The organism is Marinobacter arenosus (assembly GCF_019264345.1).
GTDB classification, from domain to species: domain Bacteria; phylum Pseudomonadota; class Gammaproteobacteria; order Pseudomonadales; family Oleiphilaceae; genus Marinobacter; species Marinobacter arenosus.
The window spans coordinates 2,885,157-2,905,546 of the sequence record NZ_JAHVAO010000001.1 but is presented as its reverse complement, the minus strand read 5'-3'; the positions used below and the strand labels follow the sequence as shown (position 1 = coordinate 2,905,546).

At 60.0% G+C, this 20,390-nt stretch carries 14 protein-coding genes; 9 read left to right on the top strand and 5 right to left on the bottom strand.

Translation table 11 applies throughout. The features are described 5' to 3' along the window. Positions 1–21: 21 nt before the first annotated feature. The gene (locus KXD86_RS13260; protein WP_218636479.1) at positions 22–1,722 is read right to left on the bottom strand and encodes a carboxypeptidase regulatory-like domain-containing protein; all 1,701 of its coding nucleotides are present in this window, start codon (positions 1,720–1,722) and stop codon (positions 22–24) included. A 280-nt stretch (positions 1,723–2,002) separates the two neighbouring features. On the opposite strand from KXD86_RS13260, the gene budC reads away from it, so the two are divergent. Both budC and KXD86_RS13250 read left to right on the top strand, forming a co-directional pair. Beyond that, on the top strand, positions 2,003–2,785 hold the full coding sequence (budC, locus tag KXD86_RS13255; RefSeq protein WP_218636478.1) for a meso-2,3-butanediol dehydrogenase: 783 nt from the start codon (positions 2,003–2,005) through the stop codon (positions 2,783–2,785). Between the two features lie 34 nt (positions 2,786–2,819). Continuing rightward, positions 2,820–3,809, top strand: a complete 990-nt coding sequence (locus tag KXD86_RS13250) for an NADP-dependent oxidoreductase (RefSeq protein ID WP_218636477.1) — start codon at positions 2,820–2,822, stop codon at positions 3,807–3,809. Positions 3,810–3,905: 96 nt separating this feature from the next. Here KXD86_RS13250 and KXD86_RS13245 read toward each other — a convergent pair whose 3' ends face one another. Next, the gene (locus tag KXD86_RS13245; protein WP_218636476.1) at positions 3,906–6,203 is read right to left on the bottom strand and encodes a tetratricopeptide repeat protein; all 2,298 of its coding nucleotides are present in this window, start codon (positions 6,201–6,203) and stop codon (positions 3,906–3,908) included. Between the two features lie 149 nt (positions 6,204–6,352). Here KXD86_RS13245 and KXD86_RS13240 point away from each other — a divergent pair, with 149 nt between their 5' ends. From KXD86_RS13240 to KXD86_RS13220, 5 genes are all read left to right on the top strand, one after another. Beyond that, positions 6,353–7,387, top strand: coding sequence for an AraC family transcriptional regulator (locus KXD86_RS13240; RefSeq protein ID WP_218636475.1), 1,035 nt, complete (start codon positions 6,353–6,355; stop codon positions 7,385–7,387). Positions 7,388–7,495: 108 nt separating this feature from the next. Then, positions 7,496–9,118: an AMP-binding protein gene (locus KXD86_RS13235; protein WP_218636474.1), complete on the top strand. Its 1,623-nt coding sequence runs from the start codon at positions 7,496–7,498 to the stop codon at positions 9,116–9,118. A 155-nt stretch (positions 9,119–9,273) separates the two neighbouring features. After that, complete coding sequence (locus KXD86_RS13230) at positions 9,274–10,878, top strand: arylsulfatase (RefSeq protein WP_218636473.1); 1,605 nt, start codon at positions 9,274–9,276, stop codon at positions 10,876–10,878. Between the two features lie 297 nt (positions 10,879–11,175). Beyond that, entirely contained in the window at positions 11,176–12,747 is a 1,572-nt protein-coding gene (locus KXD86_RS13225; RefSeq protein WP_218636472.1) for a parallel beta-helix domain-containing protein, read from the top strand. 75 nt (positions 12,748–12,822) lie between these two features. Continuing rightward, on the top strand, positions 12,823–14,109 hold the full coding sequence (locus tag KXD86_RS13220) for an SO2930 family diheme c-type cytochrome (protein ID WP_218636471.1): 1,287 nt from the start codon (positions 12,823–12,825) through the stop codon (positions 14,107–14,109). 65 nt (positions 14,110–14,174) lie between these two features. Here KXD86_RS13220 and katG read toward each other — a convergent pair whose 3' ends face one another. Then, on the bottom strand, positions 14,175–16,403 hold the full coding sequence (gene katG / locus KXD86_RS13215) for a catalase/peroxidase HPI (protein ID WP_218636470.1): 2,229 nt from the start codon (positions 16,401–16,403) through the stop codon (positions 14,175–14,177). A 347-nt stretch (positions 16,404–16,750) separates the two neighbouring features. On the opposite strand from katG, the gene KXD86_RS13210 reads away from it, so the two are divergent. Together KXD86_RS13210 and KXD86_RS13205 are read left to right on the top strand one after the other, a co-directional pair. Then, the gene (locus KXD86_RS13210; protein WP_218636469.1) at positions 16,751–17,701 is read left to right on the top strand and encodes a hypothetical protein; all 951 of its coding nucleotides are present in this window, start codon (positions 16,751–16,753) and stop codon (positions 17,699–17,701) included. A gap of 113 nt (positions 17,702–17,814) precedes the next feature. Continuing rightward, the gene (locus tag KXD86_RS13205; RefSeq protein ID WP_218636468.1) at positions 17,815–18,132 is read left to right on the top strand and encodes a hypothetical protein; all 318 of its coding nucleotides are present in this window, start codon (positions 17,815–17,817) and stop codon (positions 18,130–18,132) included. Between the two features lie 19 nt (positions 18,133–18,151). Here KXD86_RS13205 and eutC read toward each other — a convergent pair whose 3' ends face one another. Together eutC and KXD86_RS13195 are read right to left on the bottom strand one after the other, a co-directional pair. After that, a complete protein-coding gene (eutC, locus tag KXD86_RS13200) occupies positions 18,152–18,964 on the bottom strand; it encodes an ethanolamine ammonia-lyase subunit EutC (RefSeq protein WP_218636467.1) in 813 nt (270 codons plus the stop codon). Continuing rightward, positions 18,957–20,369 carry an ethanolamine ammonia-lyase subunit EutB gene (locus KXD86_RS13195; protein WP_218636466.1) on the bottom strand — a complete coding sequence of 471 codons (1,413 nt, stop codon included), beginning with the start codon at positions 20,367–20,369 and terminating at the stop codon, positions 18,957–18,959. Before KXD86_RS13195 ends, eutC begins: the two co-directional genes overlap by 8 nt. Positions 20,370–20,390 lie beyond the last annotated feature (21 nt).

The window sequence follows — 20,390 nt, the reverse complement described above, 5'->3', positions numbered from 1 at the left end:
CAACAAGGGGTTCCTTCTGGCTCAACGGCGGTAATTCGGATCCAGACACATCAGCACGCCGGTAAATTCTTCCAGGGCCTGTACCGGAATCGGGTTATTGGTCATGCAGGCCCAACCTTCTTCCGTGAAAGTAACGTCCCGGGTGTAGGTGCCACGCAGGGGTGCCGGGTAGGCGATGAATCTCTCCTGCTCAGGATCAAACCGGTAAATATGATCTGTCATGGTCTCATTGACCCAGACATCGCCGGTTTTCGGTGCAATGTTCAGGGAATAGGGACCTGGACGGGCGTCCGGCGCAAATTCCGGCATTTCGTAGACCTTCATATCCATGGTCTTGGTATCGATACGCGCGATCTCACCGTGACCGTAACCGGTCTGCCAGAGGATGCCATCCTCGGCAAAACGCAAACGGCGCGGGCCGAACACCGGGGATTCAATCTCGGTCACTTCCAGGGTGTCCGGGTCGATCCGGCCGATGCGGTTACCCCAGAGCCGGCTGTACCAGATCGAACCATCGAGCGTACTGACCGCCACCCCATAGGTCAGAACCGCCGGCGTGATGGCCACCGGGCGCGGCTCCGGCAAGTCGATCAGGGTGACTTCCTGGCTTTTTGGATCCAGCCGCCCAATCTGCTCGGTACCAACCACACTGAACCAGAGGATGCCTTTGCTATCCACGCGAATGGTGTGCGGGTAGGGCGCGTTGCCCGGCAGCGGGATCTTCTGTTCCCACGCATTGGTTTCCGGGTTGAACACACCGATGGAGGCGGAGTAGGAATTGGTCACGTACAGCTTGCCATCGTGGCCTTCGGCTAGTGAATGCGGGCCGTGGCGCACGTTGACCTTGTTCATCGCCGGCGGAACACCCAGCACCGTGAAGATGCCACCCAGCGGCATACCTTGCTCCGGATGCGGTACAAACTCCGTCTCGCCCTTCTCCAGGTTGGTAACGTACATGCCATCGGCAAACTGATCCACGGTGTAGACCAGGCCGTTTTCCGAGTGCACATAGGCATCGTGCGGCACACCGGAACTGGGCAACTGGTACTCGTAGACCTTGGTGTGGGCTAACGCGTCATCGAACGGGAATTCCGGGCGCATTTCCGTGGGCTTGCCATCAAACCCCTCCGCAAAGATCTCAGCCCGGCGGCGGTCCTTCTCGGTAATGTCAATCGCGCCCATGTAGGCGTGCATACGCTGCACCGTTTGCTGCCAGGACTCCGCCGGGCGAACGGTACGGGTAAAGGGATTGCCCAGCTGGTGACAGGACAGGCACTCGAGCTGGAACTTATCCCGGGTAAATGGCTCGTCTTCGCCGGTATCGAACGGCAACTCGTTAAAATGATACGACGCCGCCAGACTCTCCGAGACTTCACGATCCGCGTCGAGCGCGGTCATACGGACATCTTTACCAAGGCTTGCTGAAGCATCAGGCAGAACGATCTGTTCCTCGTGATCGGCGAAGTAATGGGCGCGAAACCTCAGGCGGAGTTCGCCTTGCAGGTCCGTTTCCAATACATATTCGCCCCTGGCATCACTGTAAACAGACTCGGAGATTCCCGCTTGCACGTCCGTCAGTCGAATGATGGCACCGGCGATCGCGTCGCCGTCGGCACTGGTCAGTTTGCCGGACACGGTTCCCGCGGACACAGGGGACGCGGCAAACAGCATGGCCGAGATTACGACCGCGTTCGCGACGGCCTTATTGTTTCTTGTAGTCATAACGCTCTCCGTCAATGGATCTCGAGCCGGGCATAACGAAACCATCGCAGCCCAGATCGCCTTATCCTAGGTCGAAGCGCAATCGATCATTTAACCCATCGCGAACAATTCTTGTTTTTTCACGCCAAACCATACCCTGGCAATTTTTATCAAATTTTAGGCGCCAATTAACGCTTCCCCGCGTTTTGCCCGTTGTACAACTACCGCTACCCCTACTCGTCCCTGCTTTCATCCCGGGGCGCGGGTAACGAATATTCAAACAACAGATGGGTAAACAGATATGCTTCAGAACAAGAAAACCATTATTACCGGTGGTGCCTCCGGTATCGGAGAACAGGCGGTTCGCCTGTTCCACGAGAACGGCGCGAAGGTGGTCATCGCCGACATGAATGAAGACAACGGCATCGCCCTGGCCAAGGAACTGGGCGAAGGCGTGTCCTTCATCAAGGTCGACCTGAGTATTCCGGAGGAGATCGAGCAGATGATCGCTTCGGCGGTTGAAACCCTCGGTGGCCTGGACATCCTGATCAACAACGCCGGTTTTGGCACCTACGGCCGCACCCACATCATTGCACCGGAAACCTGGTACAAGGTGATGGAGGTCAACCTGAACGCTCTGTTCCACACTTGCCGGCACGCCCTTCCCCACCTGATGAAGAACGGCGGCAACATTATCAACACCGCGTCCGTCTCCGGCACCCGCGCCGATTACGGCTTCAACGCGTATGCCGCGGCCAAAGGCGGCGTGATCAACTACACCCGCAACCTGGCACTGGACTATGCGACCGACAACATCCGCGTTAACAGCATCAGTCCCGGACTCATCAAAACCCCACTGACCGGCCCGCTGACGGGCCAGCCGGAGGCCTACCGGGAATACATGCACAACATTCCGATGAGTCGGGCGGGCGAGCCGCAGGAAATTGCCAAGGTGATGCTGTTCCTGGCCTCGGACCTGGCCAGTTTTGTCACCGGTCAAAACCTCTGCGTCGACGGCGGCGCTTCCGCCTGGAACGGCCAGCCCCGTTTCACCGAGATTTTCGGTGACGTCACCATTCCCTAACGCCGACATCAACGATTTCAGGAGTTCTTCAGGCATGACATTCAAAGCGTACAAACTGGCGAAGCGCCCGACCGGCGAGTTCACCGACGACTGTTTTCAGGCGATTGAGCTTGAGAAACCAACACTCAACCACGGTGACTTCCTGGTCAAACAGACCCACATGTCTCTGGATCCGGCCATGCGCACCTGGGTGCAGGACAACGAGGACAGCTACATCGAGCCGGTCCGACCGGGCGACATCATGCGCTCTTACGGCGTTGGTGAGGTGGTTGAATCCAAAAACCCGGACTATCCGGTTGGCGCCCGGGTGGTTGGCATCACCGGCTGGGCCGAATACACCCTGGGCGGCGAGGACATGCAGGTGGTCGACAAGTCCGTCGATGTGCAGGCGCTCATGTCGGTACTTTACGTCCCGGGTTTCACCGCCTACGTCGGCCTGATGAAGATCGGCCGCCCGGTCAAGGGCGAAACCATGGTGGTCAGTGGCGCCGCCGGCTCCGTCGGCTCCCTCGTGGGTCAGATGGGTAAGGCCGAGGGCCTGCGCGTCATCGGTGTCGCCGGCAGCGACGAGAAATGCCGCTGGCTGGAAGAGGAGCTCGGTTTCGACAAGGCCATCAACTACAAGGATGCCGACCTTGAGGAACAGTTGGCCGCTGCCACGCCGGATGGTATCGACCTTTACTTCGAGAATACCGGCGGTCCGATCCAGCACATGGTGTTCAACCGGATGAATCGCCTCGGCAAGATTGTCGTGTGCGGCAACATCGCCGAGTACACCAACGAAGTTCCGAACCCCGGTCCAAGCTGGGTGGACATCAACCTGAAAGCACTGAGGGTTGAGGGCTTCGTAATCACGGATCACTACGACAAGGTCGATGAGTCCATGGGGGCGATGATGAACTACCTCCAGAACGGCCAGATCAAATTCCGCAGTCACGTACTTCAGGGGCTCGACAGTGCCGTCGAAGGGGTTCAGCTCCTGTTCTCGGGCCAGAATCAGGGCAAGCTGTTTGTCGAGCTCTGATGTGTGGGGAATGACCTGACCCCGGCGATCTGATGCCCCCAAAGCCCACCCTAGGTGGGCTTTTTTATTGGTAGCCGGGGTTCCAACGTCTTCCCTTCAGCCGCCAACGCGAGCCGAGAGATCGCGTATCAGCCGATCAACCTGTTGATCAGTCGGGTGCGCCGCCTTCAGTTTGCGGGCGAACGCCAGCGCTTCCGACAGGTGCCCCTGCTGAAGTTTCAGATAGATCATGGCGTTCAGAAGTCCATGGTCCTCGGGATGACGCGCCAGCGCCTGACCAAGTACCTGTTCCGCCTCCGGCACCTTGCCCATCTGCGCAAGAACGAGGCCATGGTTGTACGCAACCCGGGGGTTGCCCGGATTAAGCGCACCGGCCTGCTCGAAGCGTGGAAGGGCTTCGGATGGACGCTTCTCCTCGACCAGCGCAAGCGCCAGCAGGTAGGCCAGATGCCCCCGGTCTGCGTCAGGCAGCCCATCAAGCTCCGCCCCCTCCGTCAGCGTCTCAACGGCCAGTCCGATCCGGCCCTGTTCGCTGGCAAGCGTCGCCAGGTTGACCCGGGCCGGAACAAAAAACGGATCCATGGCCAGCGCTTGCCGGTACTGCTCAATGGCCTCGGTTGGCCGACCCTCTCGCTGCAGGTAGGAGGCGAGGTTAAGCCGGTTACCGGGAAGCGTCGCCAGCGACCAGAGCCGCTGCTCGTAGTCCGCTTTCAGAGCCCGTATCCGAGGTTGGTCCTGCTCCGGAAACGCGGACAGGTCGACACCCGCCAATGACCTCAGCGCCTGGTCCCGCACCGCCGCCGGCTGATCCTCCGCCAGCTGTTTGCGCAGCCAGTTCACCCGGTCAGACTCCGGCAATTGCGCCAGACCGTTGGCGGCATAGGCCTGAACCAGCGGGTCGTCCGCCAGCAAGCCACTGCGAAGCGCCGAGCCCGCCCTGGGTCCGAAGCCCCCCAGATGTTCCGCCGCCGTGGCCCGGGCAATGGCCGGGGCCTTCGTATCCCGGATCAGGGCCGCCACCCGAAGAAAGCCATCGGCCTCCGCCCGCCGGAAGGCACTCAGGGCATTGGCAAAGTGCGGAGGACGACGGGGCGATTCGAACCAGTCGTCAATCGCAGCCACCGCCCAGTCGGCGCTCTTGTCATCGTGGCAGTCGTTGCAGGCATTGGGACTGCCGGTCGCCAGAGTCAGGTCCGGCCGGGGAATCCGGAAGCTGTGATCACGGCGCGGATCCACCACCATGTAGGTCTTGTCCGGCATGTGGCAATTCACACACTGGGCGCCCTCTGATTCCGGCGGATGCCGGTGATGGCTGCGTTCATCATAATCGCCGGCGGCAAGCTGTGGAAACCGTTCGGGGGGCGAGGCATTGTGGCATTGCAGGCACAAGCCATTGCCCTGAACCAGAAGTTCGGTGGTGTGGGGATCATGACAGTCCAGGCAATCCACCCCGGCCGCCGCCATCTTGCTCTGGACGAAGGAGCCATACACGTAGACCTCGCCCTGGATCTGGCCATCGGCGTGGTAGAGATCGGGCCGCAGCGTCGCCGGCAGCGCCTTGTCCAAATAGGGCTCCTGAACGTGCTGGCCATCTTGCAGACTCTGTCGCCTGCTGTGGCAGAACGCGCAAGTCTCGACCACTTCCTGCCCCTCCATGGCCTCGAAATCAATCTTGAGGCCGTTGTCCCCGGCCCCCGGGTAATCACCGGAGTCATCAGAGTTCGTCCGTGCCCAATCGACGTGATCCCGGCCGGGGCCGTGACAGCCCTGGCAACCGACGTTCTGTTCCTGCCAGGTGGTGGCAAAGCTGTCGGCTTCCGCGTCGTAGTTCATGCTCAGATAGGTGGAGTGGCAGTCCGCGCACATGGCGTTCCAGTTCTGGTATCGACCGGTCCAGTGCAGGGCATCGTCGGGCGCAAAGCGCTCCCCTGGGTACAGGGAAAACCAGCGCTGGCCGCCTTCCTCCGGGGCCCGGGTATCCCAGGCGATGGTTAACGCCTGAAGGCGACCGCCGGGAAACGCCACCAGGTACTGTTGCAGCGGAGAATAGCCAAAGGTGTAGGCGATTCGAAACGTTCCGGTCTCACCATCCTCACCTTCGGTCTCAACCCAGTAATGGCCATCACGCTCAAAGAATCGGGCGGTGACGGCGCCATCGCTGAACGTCCGGTTACCGAAGTCGCCAAGCACCGAAGCGCTGCTGGCCGGGCGCATGGCCCAGGCGTGGTCGGAGTCGGACCAGGCATGTTGCTCTTTCTGATGACAGCCAGCGCAGGTGTCTTCGGCAACATAGCCCAGGTCCTCGACGGACCGTCCCGGCGCGGTTTCAGACGCAGCCAAGCCCGGCATCACAAGGGCCAGAAAGATAACAACCAAACCGGGAACGAGGGGCATCCAATGAAGTCCTTTTCAACGCCTTGAAGGCACAGTCCAAGGCTAGCAGATTACTTCATCCAACCGGAAAAATGTTGCCCCGACGCGTTGCCCTGCGAAATTCCCGCTAACCTGATAGATGAGTCTTCAAGCCTGCCAGGCCAGAACCGATGACTGGAACCACTCTGATCCGAGCCAGCGCCATGATGGGCATCCCGGAGACCATCCGGGAACTGGGCGGCGATCCGAAATCGCTCCTGGGCCAATTCAATCTGCGCGAGGATTTGATCAGCAACCCGAAGCAGATGATGCCCTACAGCAGCCTGATTCACCTGATGGAGCAGGCCGCCCGGGAGCTCGACTGCAAGGATTTCGGCCTCAGGGTGGGCCTTCGCCAGGGCATGGGCGTTCTGGGGCCCATCGCCGTAATTGCCCAGAACTCATCGACGACCGAACAGGCGATCCGACACATCATCAAGTACATGGCCTACCACAGCCCGGGCGTTCATCTGGCACTGGACCCGGTGATACCGGGCAAGCCTGCCACCCTGTACTTTGATATCACCGTGGCGCAGGCACCGATTCGAAACCAGACCGTGGAGTTGAGTCTGGTGCTGGCCAAACAGGTGATCAGCGTGCTGTCCGGCCCCGACTTCCGACCGACCCAGATACGTTTCCGGCACGCTATGCAGGCGCCCGCCGCCCGATACCGTTCGATCTTCCAGTGCCCGGTGCACTTCAACATGCCCGGCAACGCACTCTGTCTTTCAGCCGCCGACCTGCAACGGCCCATTGACCAGTCCGACGCCGTGCTTCGCCAGGTCATGGAGGATTACGTACGCCAAACGCTTGAGCAAACCTCGGCCTCCCTCAGCGCCTACGTGCGCTCGCTCGTCATCACACTCCTGCCCATGGGACAACGCTGCACTATCTCGCTGGTGGCCCGGCATCTTGCGCTCAACGAACGCACGCTGCAGCGGGCCCTGAAGCGAGAGGGCGTGGTGTTTGAGGATTTGGTGGATGACATCCGGCGGGAACTGACTTCCGATTACCTGGCCGAACCCCGGATGGCCATGAGCCAGGTGGCAGGCCTCTTGGGTTACCGACAACAAAGCTCCTTCAACCGCGCCTGCCTGCGCTGGTTTGGCCAGTCCCCGAAGGCCATGCGGGAGTCGCTGACCTCATTTGATAAAAATCTGTCGTGAAAGGAGAAATTTTTGGCCGCTCCGCGGCGCCATTATGACCCCCTGCCAAAGGCAACCTTCCTGACGTTTCGCTTTACCGACAGATCAGAACAATCACTGGATTTTACGATGACCCAACCCTGGCTCGAACGCTACCCGGAGAGTGTTCCGCATTCGATTGACCCCAACGACTTCGCATCCATCAATGACCTGTTCAGGCAGGCGGTGGCCCAGTTTCCAAACCACCAGGCCCTCGAATGCTTCGGCATGACATTGACCTACCAGGAGCTGGACAGCCTGTCGGATGCCGTTGCCGTCAGCCTGCAGCAGGATCTGGGCGTTCGGAAGGGCGACCGTATCGCGCTGATGAGCCCCAACCTGTTTGCCTACCCGATCGTCATGCTCGGCATTCTGAAAGCCGGCGGCGTGCAGGTTAACGTCAATCCGCTCTATACTCCCCGTGAATTGGCGCATCAGCTCAACGATTCGGGTGCCAGACACATTTTCATATTCGAAGGCGCCACTCCGGCCCTGGCAGAAATCCGGGCCCAGACGCCGCTGGAGTCCGCGATCACCATCGGTCCCGGCGATGGCTCGGGCACCAGTTTGCTCAGCCCCGGCATCGCAGAGAACCTCGGCCAACACCGGACCCTGCAAAGCCTGTTGTCAAAGTACAGGGGCCAGAAGCCTGAACCGGTGGACATCAACGCAGAGGATGTGCTGTTTCTGCAGTACACCGGTGGCACCACGGGACCGTCCAAAGGGGCAACGCTGACCCACCGCAATCTGATCGCCAATACCCTTCAGTTCCGGGCCTTTATGCCGGATGCCAACACGCCGGGCAAGGAATGTGTGGTTCTGGCCCTGCCGATGTACCACATCTTTGGCCTGATGATATTCGTGGCCTATGCGGCGATCGGCGCCAAAGCCATCCTGATTCCCAATCCACGGGAGTTGGATGCGTTGATTCGTACCATCTGGAATGCACGCTTTACCGTGATCGGGGGTGTGAATACCCTCTATACCAGCATGACCCGGCATCCGGATTTCAAGATCGTCGATTTCTCCGCTTGCAAGGTCGCCTTTGGCGGCGGCTCCAAGATTTTCGCCAGCACCTCGGAGCGCTGGAAGGCCGCCTCAGGCAATCACATTGTGGAAGGCTTCGGTCTGTCCGAAACGTCGCCGATCCTCACCCTGAACCTGCTTGGCAACGAACAATTCAGTGGTACCGTGGGTTACCCCGTGCCGTCCACGGACGTCAAGATCCTGGGCCCGGATGACCAGCCACTTCCACCAGGCGAAGCGGGCGAGCTCTGTGCCAAAGGCCCCCAGATCATGAAAGGCTACTGGAACCGGGAGGACGCCACCCGCGAGGCCTTTACCAGCGATGGCTATTTCCGGACCGGCGATGTAGCGGTGATGCATGAAGACGGTCAGTTTGAGATTGTCGACCGCAAGAAAGACATGCTGATTGTCTCCGGTTTCAACGTCTATCCCAACGAAATTGAAAGCCTCGTGTGCGAGCTGGACAGCGTTGGCGAGGCGGCCTGCGTTGGCGTGCCGGATGAAAAAACCGGCGAGCGGGTGCGATTGTTTGTCTCGCCGTCCGGCGCCGGTGAGTTCAACCTCGGCCAGATCATCGAGTACTGCCGGGCCAATCTTGCCGCCTACAAGGTGCCGAGAGAAATCATCCGGCTCGAGGAGATCCCCAAGTCCAACGTTGGCAAGATCCTGCGCAAGGAGTTGCGCTAGCGACCCGCTTCGGTGGCGGTAATACAACTCGCTGCTATTCTCGTATCCATTACCAGTCATACCCCGTATGACGCGAGGCCCCGGCGCAAGGAATTCGGCGAACACGGGGCAGCGCGCAATCCGTCTGTTAAATTGGATTTAATGGAGCGCTTCATATGACCGAGACCCACCGTTTCTGGAACGTCCTGGCGACCTGCCTGGTCGCACTTACCTTGTCCATCCTCTCCGCAGGAGCCGCCTACGCCCAAACCGACCGCCCCAACATACTGGTGATCTGGGGGGACGACATAGGCTGGCAGAATCTCAGTGCCTACGGCCTCAGCACCATGGGCTACAAAACCCCAAATATTGATCGGATTGGTATGGAAGGCATCCGCTTTACCGATCACTACGCCCAGCCCTCGTGTACGGCGGGCCGCGCCGCCTTCATTACCGGGCAGTATCCGATCCGGTCTGGCATGACCACGGTCGGTCAGCCGGGCGATTCCCTCGGGCTGCAGGAGGCATCGCCTTCCCTCGCCGAGGTGCTGAAAGCCGAGGGCTACGCCACCGGGCACTTTGGTAAGAATCACCTCGGTGACCGAAACGAACATCTGCCCACCGCCCATGGCTTTGACGAATTCTTCGGCAACCTCTATCACCTGAACACTCAGGAAGAGGCCGAACAGCGTGACTACCAGCGCTTCGGCGAAGCTTACTCGGGCGACCTGGACGCGTATGAAAAGAAATTCGGGACCCGTGGCGTGATCCACTCGTTTGCCACGGATACGGTGGACGAGACCGTGGACCCCCGATTTGGAAAGGTAGGCAAACAAAGAATTGAGGATACCGGCCCGCTCACCCAGGAACGGATGAAAAACTTCGACGCGGGCGAAGTGATTCCCAAAGCCGAAGACTTCATGAAGACCGCCAAGGCGGAGGGTAAACCCTTTTTCGTCTGGCTCAATACCAGCCGGATGCATCTGTACACCCGGCTGAACGATGAGTGGCGCTACGCCGCGGAAGAGTACACCTCTGAAGCCGACTATCACGGCTCCGGCATGCTCCAGCATGACCACGACATCGGGCTTGTACTCGATTTCCTGAAACAGAACGGCCTGGATGAAAACACCATCATCTGGTATTCCACGGACAACGGCCCGGAACACAGCTCCTGGCCTCATGGTGCCACCACCCCCTTCCGGGGCGAGAAAATGACAACCTACGAGGGCGGCATTCGGGTGCCTTCCATGATTCGCTGGCCCGGCGTTATCGAGCCAGGACAGAAACTCAATGGTATCCAGGGGCACCAGGACATGTTCACCAGTCTTGCCGCGGCCGCGGGTGTGGACGATGTGGCCCAACGGATGATGGAGGAGAAGGAACAGTACATCGACGGAGTGAACAATCTTCCTTACTGGAAGGGTGACGCCGAGCACTCGGCGCGTGATCACATCTTCCACTATTACGAGTCCAAGTTGACCGCCGTGCGCATGGGGCCGTGGAAATTCCACTTCTCTACCAAGGAAGACTATTACGCCAACCTGGTTCCCCGCACGGTACCGCTGGTGTTCAATATCCGGATGGATCCCTTCGAAAGCTATGACAGCCCGGATGCCTATGGTCACCTGATGCAGAAAGTGTCCTGGCTGATTCAGCCCATGGGCGAACTGATGGGGCAGCACCTCAAGACCCTGGCCGAATACCCGCCCGTGCAGGGCGGCAAATCCTTTGACATGTCGAACGTCGTCGAAGATTTCATAAACAAGGGCATGCAATAAAAGCGACAGGCCGGCTGGAAACAGCCGGCCTCCTTCCCCTTTTCTCAACAGCGTCACTCCCGGCAAACAGGCTGAAAGACGCTGGTCAAAACCTGTAATTGCACGATTCGCACACCGTCTTCGGAACGCCCAACCGCAGCTCCCAGCCCTTTGTTTTCGCGGCCTTTCATAGTTTGCACAGTGCCTTCCACGATTCGACCACCTGATTATATGGAACCATTCCCACGGCCCGTTTAGCGTCATGCTGGTGGCTGATTGCGGCCAAAGAATTCAAACAAGAACCGTAGGGAGTTGTTTATGTGGACATTGCCCGGCCGTAAAGGCCTGCTTTCGGTCGCTGTGTTATCTGGCAGCCTATTCATCTCAGGCTGCGGGGACGACGGCAAAGACGGTGCGCCCGGACCTGCGGGCTCGGATGGCTCGAATGCCTCGGCCCAGAGCACGACCACAACCACCTCGGGCTTTGCGATTCCCGGGGACGCCATTTTCGTGGCCGCAGACGCACAGCCCGGCGATGACATTACCGAGGCCCTTCTGCTCGCCCTGTTCAACGTTCCGGACGATGCCACCGTGGTGTTGCCCAAAGGACGTTTCACCGTTTCTGAAACGATTACCATCAGCAGTGCCAGTGGGCTGATTCTGACCGGTCACGGCATCAACGAAACCATCCTCGATTTCTCCAACGCCGACGGCGACGACGCCATCCGCTTCGAGGGCGGTACTGATATCACCATCCGTGACCTGGGCGTGTATGAGGCCCGCAAAAACGGCATCAAGACGATCAGCGCCAACGGTGTTCACATGACCTACACCGCCACCGTATGGGAAGGCGAACTGGCCTCCGACAACGGGGCCTACGGCCTGTATCCGCTGCAGAGCCAGAATGTGTTGCTGGAAAACAACTACGCCTATGGCTCCGCAGACGCGGGCATCTACGTGGGCCAGTCCAACAACATCGTGATCCGGGACAACAGCGCGATCAACAACGTCGCCGGTATCGAAATCGAAAACTCCACCATGGCCGATGTGTACAACAACCTGGCGGCCGGCAACACCGGCGGGATTCTGGCCTTTGACCTGCCAGGGCTGGAACAGGCGTACGGCGGCAACATCCGGATCTTCAACAACACGGTCTATGCCAACAACGCCGAGAACGTGGGCAGTGGCGCCGTGGGCATTGTGCCGCCTGGCACCGGTGTTCTTGTTTATGCCGCCAGCGACGTGGAAATCTACAACAACCAGATCACCGATAACGAAACCACGGCCATTGCCATCGCCAGCTATTTCCTGGCCGATGACGACGTGGCGAACTACCCGGCCAACTACGGTGCGACCATGGCCAGGGGCTGGAGCCCACTGGTGAAAAACGTGTACATGCACAACAACACCATCGCACGGAACGGCGCGGATCCCCGGGGAGCGCTTATCCAGGACATTGTTGATGGCTATACCCTGATGCTGGGGGAAACCATGCCAGCCATCTTGTACGGCGGTATTGGTGAGCTTCTCTCCAACGCCGGGGCAATCGCCGGCTTTGACGGTCTTGTCGGCCCCGAAGCGGCCGCCGACGGGGTCGACTACGACGCCTACACCAATGGCGACCTGATCTGCGCCAACAGCAACGTCAACGGCAACCCGGCCCCGGACTATGAAAATGTAAATACCGGACTGGTCTACGATCCCACACCGTCTGCCGGTAGTTTCGACGGAGACGGCAACCCTGTCCCCAGCCTGTTGATCGACCAAATGGTGAACAACACCTACCTGGCCTGTGTCCAGAATCGGCTCCCGCCCGCGTCCGTCAACTTCAAGAACAATATCTACGGTTGTGCGGGTGATGACCTCGCCGAGCACGCCTGTTCGCTCTGATCTTCAACCCATCCGACAACGTGAGGGGCGACTCGTTCGGCCTTCACGGCAAGCCAACGTACGAGAGTCTGTGCGATGACAACCTACAAGAACACACTCAAATACTGGATCACCGGTGTAACCGCCGCCCTGACCTTATCGGCCTGCGGCGGCGGTGGTGGCTCCAATAGCGAAACCGGTGCCGGGACGGGAGCGACAGGCTCGGCCTTGAATGCCGGCGCGGGCGCACCTTCCGGAACGCAGGGGGACTGCAATGCAGACACCCAGGGCGTGAACTGGGATGCCCTGATGACCGAGACCTGCCGAAACCTGTCCGACTACGGATTGTTCCAGAACCCGACCGATCCCACCGCCAACCCCTCGACGGGTGGCGTCCCCTACGATCTGTCGACGGCCCTGTTCACCGATTACACCTCCAAGTACCGGTTTGTGTTCATACCGGAGGGCAAAACGGCCAGCTATACGGACAACGAGGTTCTGGAGTTTCCCGTTGGCACGGTGATTACTAAAACCTTTGCCCTGCCCGAGAACACCGCATTCCGCGACGGCGCCGAGACGGTTATCGAAACCCGGCTACTGATCCACCGTGAAAACGGCTGGCTTGCAATCCCGTACTACTGGTCGAGCAGCGAGGATGCGACGATTGCCATCTCCGGCAAGTCCATCCCGGACATGACCACGAGCCACAACGGCGCGGATATCACCTTTACCTACTCGGTACCAACGGCGTCGGACTGCACCTCGTGCCATTCGGTCGTGCCGGTGCTTCAGAGCGCCGACGACAAGCGGGAACCCATCTTCCTGCCCATTGGCCCCAAGGCCAGGTACCTCAACCACGACTTTGACTACGGCGGCATGATCTACAACCAGCTGGCTTACTGGGCAGAGGGCGGCATCCTGACCGGGCTGCCAGCCGACATGCAGTCCGTAACCAAGGCACCGGTGTTCAACGACCTGACCACGGTCAGTGCGCTCAACGACGAACAGCTGATGGATACGGCGAAAGCCTACCTGGACATCAACTGCGCCCATTGCCATCGCTCAGGTCTGACGCTGCCGGAAAACTACGCCGGGGCGGCCGGCGGAAGCGGGTTACAGGTCGAATACAATCGCGCGTACGCCGACGATCCCGGCAAGTTTGGTACCTGCAAAACGCCGGTGGCGGGCGGGCATCCGGACTATTCCGCGGATGTGGTCCCCCAGGACGCCGGGGATTCCTATCTGCTGTTCCGGATTTCCACCAATGACAACCGGCATCGGATGCCGGAGCTCGGACGGTCCGTGGTGCATCAGGAGGGGGTCGAGCTGATCAGAAGCTGGATAAACTTCCTGCCCGCGGCGAGCTGTTCGCCACCCGCCTGACGTTCGTCAGCGCCAAAAAAAGCCCGGCGAGGAAGCTCCCCGCCGGGCTTTGGTTTCAGAGCGGATCAGCTCAGGTCAAACCGGTCCGCGTTCATCACCTTGTTCCAGGCCGCAACGAAGTCCTTCACGAACTTCTCTTTCGCGTCGTCCTGGGCATACACCTCGGCAATGGCACGCAGCTGCGAGTTGGACCCGAAGATCAGGTCGACCCGGGTTCCAGTCCATTTCACGTCACCGGTCTTCCGATCCTTACCTTCGAAGACATCAGCGTCATCCGACGTGGGCTTCCACTCGGTGTTCAGATCGGTCAGGTTTACGAAGAAATCGTTCGTGAGCTTGCCCGGGGTCTTGGTGAAGACACCGTGTTTGCTCTGCTGGTAGTTGGCGTCCAACACCCGCAAACCACCCACCAGAACGGTCATCTCCGGTGCGCTCAGGCCAAGCAGTTGGGCCCGGTCCACCAGCATTTCCTCGTCCGACACGGTGAAGCGTGCGCGGCGGTAGTTGCGGAAACCGTCCGCTTCCGGCTTCAACGGCTCGAACGACTCGGCATCGGTCTGCTCGTCGGTCGCGTCGGTCCGACCCGGCGCGAAATCAACCAGCACATTGTGGCCGGCGTCCTTGGCCGCTTTCTCGACCGCGGCGTTACCACCCAGCACGATCAGGTCGGCCAGCGAGACTTTCTTGTTGCCCGACTGACTGTCGTTGAAGGCCTTCTGGATACCTTCCAGGGTCTTCAGCACCTTGGCCAGTTGCTGCGGCTGGTTAGCCTCCCAGTCCTTCTGCGGCGCCAGGCGAATGCGCGCACCGTTGGCACCGCCACGCATGTCCGAACCCCGGAACGTGGAGGCGGAGGACCAGGCGGTATAGACCAGCTCGGCGGTGGACAGCCCGGAATCCAGGATCTTGGCCTTCAGGTCAGCGATGTCCTGGGCGTTGATCAGCTCATGGTCGACCGGGGGCACAGGATCCTGCCAAATCAGGTCTTCGGCCGGTACTTCCGGACCGAGATAGCGTACTTTCGGGCCCATATCGCGGTGCGTCAGTTTGAACCAGGCGCGCGCAAAGGCGTCAGCAAACTCTTCCGGATTCTTGTGGAAGTGCTCCGAGATCTTGCGGTAATCCGGGTCCATCTTCATTGCCATGTCCGCCGTGGACATCATAATCGGCACTTTCTTGGACGGATCCTCAGGGTCCGGGGCCATGTCGCTTTCGGTCAGCCCAACGGGTTTCCACTGGTTGGCACCGGCCGGGCTCTTGGTCAGTTCCCAGTCGTACTTGAACAGGACGTCAAAGTAACCCATGTCCCAGGTGGTCGGGTTGGCGGTCCAGGCACCTTCCAGGCCACTGGTAATGGCATCGCGGCCCTTCCCGCTGCCGTGGCTACTCTTCCAGCCAAGGCCCATTTCCTCGATTGGCGCGGCTTCGGGCTCGGGCCCTACCTTGTCCGGGTCACCGGCACCGTGGGTCTTACCAAAGGTGTGACCACCGGCGGTCAGGGCAACGGTTTCGTAATCGTTCATCGCCATGCGGGCAAAGGTTTCACGGATATCCTTGGCCGACGCCAGCGGATCCGGGTTGCCGTCCGGGCCTTCCGGGTTCACGTAAATCAGGCCCATCTGGACCGCCGCCAGTGGGTTCTCCAGTTCCCGGTCACCCGAGTACCGGCTGTGAGGCTTGTCGCTGGTTGCCAGCCACTCCTCCTCGGCACCCCAGTAGATGTCTTCTTCCGGCTGGTAGATGTCTTCCCGGCCGCCGCCGAAACCAAAGGTCTTGAAGCCCATGGTTTCCATGGCGACGTTGCCGGTGAGAATGAACAGATCGGCCCAGGACAGTTTGTTGCCGTATTTCCGCTTGATCGGCCACAACAGGCGTCGGGCCTTGTCCAGGTTGCCGTTATCCGGCCAGCTATTGATCGGCGCAAAACGCTGGTTGCCGGTGCCGGCACCGCCCCGACCGTCACCCATCCGGTAGGTGCCCGCACTGTGCCAGGTCATCCGGATGAAGAAGGCGCCGTAATGGCCATAGTCGGCCGGCCACCAGTCCTGGGAATCGGTCATCAGGGCTGCCAGGTCTTTCTTGACGGCAGCGAGGTCCAGCTTCTTGAATTCTTCGGCGTAATTGAAGTCTTCACCCAGCGGGTTCGACTTGGGCGCGTGCTGGTGAAGAATGTTGAGGTTGAGCTGGTTTGGCCACCAGTCGCGAACGGACGTTCCTGCGCTGTCCATCTTGGTCATTGCGCCGTGCATAACCGGGCATTTTCCGGCGCCCGGTTGATTCGTTGTTGAGCTCATAATTCTCTCCGGTTGTGCAGTGTTGTTTAGTGATCTATCCAAGATAGACCAAGTTCACGATCCAGAAGGCCAACTCACCTTTTTTCGTGGTTGGGAGCATCCAAACACAGGGGCTGTGCCCGGCTATGTATACTTAGTTGTAGCAGCCGTACCGGATGGCCACTATTTGCTTTTTCTAACCGAAGCAATAGTTTTTGGTTTTCGACCAGGCTGGCAGTGATAGGAGACGTCTCGCCCGGACCGGGGAGATGGCCCGGACAGGATTTACCGAACCTTTACATCGTGTTGACAGTGTTTTGTAGAACGCTCTGCAACCATAAACACCAACAACCTATGAAAGGTGACTTATGACTGTATGGAAAAGCGTACTACTGGCATTGGTTCCTCTCCTGCTGACGGGGTGCAAGGTCACCGTCTCTTCTGACCACGATCGGTCGGACGATCACTCCTCCTTCACGCCCGGATTTTTCTTCGACGCCCGGGATACCGGGGACCACTTTCCCAACTCGGACTGGACTCTGGACCCCCATGCCCAGGCCTGCATCAGTGAACCGCTGTACTTTGAGACCGACAGTGGCAGGGTCCGCGTCTACGGCTCCCCAGCGTACAGCGAAACCGATTTCCGGGCGGCAGCGACGGAACTGGAACACCACATAGACGGGGTGCTGGGCCGTTTCCAGTTGCGTTGGCCCGAGTTTGTGGAGGATCGCAGTGCGGCGGCACCCTATCCCGGTCAGATCCTCGCCTGCCTGACCGATTCCATTTCCCCGGACCAGCTCGCCGAGGCATCGATGTCAGCCGTCAGCATCAGCCCCCATTACCGCCACTGGCCCTATGAAACCGATACCATCTTCAGACACCAACTTGCCCACTTCGTTCAGGAAAACCTGAGTCGGTACAGCGCCCGCTCCACCCTACTGCCCTATTGGTTTGCCGAAGGCCAGGCTTCTGTGGTGGCCGGCGAACCCATTGCATCGCCGTACCAGCACTACAATTACGACCCCCTCGAGGATGCCACTCTGCTCGACGCCGGCGCAGCCGACTACCGGTTCGAGCACTACGCCCTCGCCTATCGCTACCTGGAAGACGCCAACGGCGTCCTGGCCATGAACCTACTGTTCGACCTGATCCAGTTGATCGATTGGGAAGGTGGTTTCGGGGGGTACACCGACAGTGGCGAAACCTGGGCATTCGTGGAAGCATTCAACGCAGCCGCGCTGGTTGACCACCGCAATCAGGCGCTGACCTGGCAGCGATACAAGGCCGATTACCACTACCTGTTGAGCCACAGCTATTGAGAGGTACGGGGCAGGGACGCCCCAGGGAAACTGGATTAAAAGTGACCAATCGGGGATAATGCCGACCGATTTTTTACCGGTTTTCTGTTTCTGTTATTGGTCTCTTACTTGTCATGACATTTTTCAGTATTGCCCAGATCGTCATTTTCATCTTGCTGCTTGTAAACACCGTTCACCTCATGCCCGCCTTCGGTCGGTGCCTACGGTCCGCCGATACCGCGATCCAGTCGGGTTTCCTCTGCGCCATGCTCGCGGTTCGACTGGCCAGAAATACCCTCGGCCTGATCCTGGTTACCGCAGCGACGGCGCCCAATCCGGACATTCATGCCATGGTGCCAAAAGGCATCGCGCTGTTCGTTGTGCTGGCCGCCACCAACGTCGCCCTGACCCATTTCCGTCAGCGTCGCGAGGTCGAAGGCCTCCGTTTCTAGGGCATTCGACTTTCGGCAGTCAGTCGGTGAGGAAGTTTCGATCACCGCCGGGCGCGTCAATCACGGTGTCATCCGTCCGGTCCTTCAGACCAATGCCGGAAAGCTTGAGCCGGTCAGCCTCCCGAATCAGGTACAGCAGCCGCCGGCTCGCCTCTTCCACGCTCAGGCCGGCCGGCCGGATATTGGAGATACAGTTCCGACGGGCGTCGTTCAGGCCCGGCTCCGGGCCGAAAGTCAGGTACACGCCCAGGCTGTCCGGCGAACTGAGACCCGGACGTTCACCGATCAGCACAACCACCATGCGGGCGTTGAGCAGCAAGCCGATCTCGTCACCAATGGCGACACGGCCCTGCTGCACCACGGTCAGGGGGGCCAGCCGCCAGTTGCGGCCGTCCTGATCCAGCTCGGCAACCAGGTGCTTCACCAGGGCTGCCGCGTTGTTCTGCACCCCAAACGAGGACAGGCCGTCGACAATCACCACCGCCAGGTCGCAGGGCTCGGTCGTCGCCAGCGTCTGCAGGCGAGCACGTCCCTCCGCCGATAACTGCCGGCCCAGATCCGGCCGCTGCAGATAGGTGATGCGATCCACCGCTTCGCTGTGCAATTCCACGGTCTTGCCCATCGTACCGCCCGAATTCGCCTCATCCAGGTCGGCCATCAGCTTCGGAACGTCCAGGGGCAAGTGCACGGCGTCCCGCGCCTGGGCGTGGGCCAGCTGGAACGCCAGCAATTCGGACGTGGGCAGACTGATCCCCGCCCGCCCAAGGCCAATGCGGGCATCGGTATAGCGCCGCAGGCGTCGCCAGACATTGTCGGTAACCAGGTCACTCATCGCCGGTCTCCCCGGGCAACGCCCTCAAGCTGCTCCGGAACACCTCCGGCAACGCCTGACTGGGCTCGTGGCGGGAGATATCCGTGAAGATCTTCATGCGCGCCAGCCAGGCCTCGAATTCCGGAGCCGGCTTCAGATCCAGTACCCGACGGACGTAGAGCGCGTCGTGAAACGAGGTAGTCTGGTAATTCAGCATGATGTCGTCGGAGCCCGGAATGCCCATGATAAAGCTGCAGCCTGCCACCCCCAGGAGGGTCAACAGGTTGTCCATGTCGTTCTGGTCCGCCTCGGCGTGGTTGGTGTAGCAGATGTCACAGCCCATGGGCAGGCCCAGGAGCTTGCCGCAGAAGTGATCTTCCAGCCCGGCCCGGATTATTTCCTTGCCGTCGTACAGGTATTCCGGCCCGATGAATCCGACCACGGTATTGACGAGCAGCGGGTCGAATTTCCGGGCCACCGCATAGGCCCGGGCCTCGCAGGTCTGCTGATCCAGCCCGTGATGGGCGTCCGCGGACAGAGCGCTGCCCTGCCCGGTTTCAAAATACATGACGTTTCTGCCCACCGTGCCCCGGTTCAGGGAGAGCGCGGCCTCACGGGCTTCCTTCAGGGTGGCGAGGCTGAAGCCGAAGCTGTGGTTGGTCGCCTCGGTGCCGCCAATCGACTGGAATACCAGATCAACCGGCGCACCCTGTTCGATGGCTTCGAGGGTGTTGGTCACATGGGTAAGGACACAGGACTGGGTGGGAATGTCGTATTTGCCGATCACCTCGTCCACCAGCCGCATCAGGCGGGTGGCCTGGGCAACGTTGTCGGTGGCGGGGTTGATACCAATCACCGCATCACCACTGCCATACAGCAGGCCATCAAGGATACTGGCTGCAATGCCGGTGATATCGTCGGTGGGATGGTTGGGCTGCAGACGGGTGGACAGTCGCCCGGCCAGGCCAATGGTGTTTCGGAACGCCGTTGTAACGCGGCATTTTCGGGCCACCAGAATCAGGTCCTGGTTGCGCATCAGCTTGCTCACCGCGGCCACCATTTCCGGGGTCAGGCCGGGCCTGAGCGCCGCCAGGACCTCCGGTGTGGCCTGATCGCCCAGCAACCAGTTCCGGAAATCGCCGACGGTGAGGTGGGAGACACGGCGAAACGCGCTGGCATCGTGATCGTCCAGGATCAGGCGGGTGACCTCATCGGTCTCGTAGGGAATCAGGGCCTCGGAAAGAAATGTTTTCAGCGGCAATTCGGCCAATTTCATCTGGGCCACGATCCGTTCCTCGTCCGATCCGGCAATAACGCCCGCCAGACGATCTCCCGAGCGGGCCGGCGTTGCCTTGGCCATCAGTTCAGAAAGGTTACGGAACTGCCACGTCCGGGTCCCGAGCATGAACGAATACGGGTGTCGCATCGTTTTCCTCCACCAACCGTT

Bases quoted from the DNA above. Each gene is read 5' to 3' on its own strand.
- KXD86_RS13210 (WP_218636469.1), top strand. From the start codon at position 16,751: ATGACTGTATGGAAAAGCGTACTACTGGCATTGGTTCCTCTCCTGCTG.
- KXD86_RS13235 (WP_218636474.1), top strand. From the start codon at position 7,496: ATGACCCAACCCTGGCTCGAACGCTACCCGGAGAGTGTTCCGCATTCG.
- KXD86_RS13205 (WP_218636468.1), top strand. From the start codon at position 17,815: ATGACATTTTTCAGTATTGCCCAGATCGTCATTTTCATCTTGCTGCTT.
- KXD86_RS13220 (WP_218636471.1), top strand. From the start codon at position 12,823: ATGACAACCTACAAGAACACACTCAAATACTGGATCACCGGTGTAACC.
- KXD86_RS13240 (WP_218636475.1), top strand. From the start codon at position 6,353: ATGACTGGAACCACTCTGATCCGAGCCAGCGCCATGATGGGCATCCCG.
- budC (WP_218636478.1), top strand. From the start codon at position 2,003: ATGCTTCAGAACAAGAAAACCATTATTACCGGTGGTGCCTCCGGTATC.
- KXD86_RS13225 (WP_218636472.1), top strand. From the start codon at position 11,176: ATGTGGACATTGCCCGGCCGTAAAGGCCTGCTTTCGGTCGCTGTGTTA.
- KXD86_RS13195 (WP_218636466.1), bottom strand. From the start codon at position 20,369: ATGCGACACCCGTATTCGTTCATGCTCGGGACCCGGACGTGGCAGTTC.
- eutC (WP_218636467.1), bottom strand. From the start codon at position 18,964: ATGAGTGACCTGGTTACCGACAATGTCTGGCGACGCCTGCGGCGCTAT.
- KXD86_RS13250 (WP_218636477.1), top strand. From the start codon at position 2,820: ATGACATTCAAAGCGTACAAACTGGCGAAGCGCCCGACCGGCGAGTTC.
- KXD86_RS13260 (WP_218636479.1), bottom strand. From the start codon at position 1,722: ATGACTACAAGAAACAATAAGGCCGTCGCGAACGCGGTCGTAATCTCG.
- katG (WP_218636470.1), bottom strand. From the start codon at position 16,403: ATGAGCTCAACAACGAATCAACCGGGCGCCGGAAAATGCCCGGTTATG.
- KXD86_RS13245 (WP_218636476.1), bottom strand. From the start codon at position 6,203: ATGCCCCTCGTTCCCGGTTTGGTTGTTATCTTTCTGGCCCTTGTGATG.
- KXD86_RS13230 (WP_218636473.1), top strand. From the start codon at position 9,274: ATGACCGAGACCCACCGTTTCTGGAACGTCCTGGCGACCTGCCTGGTC.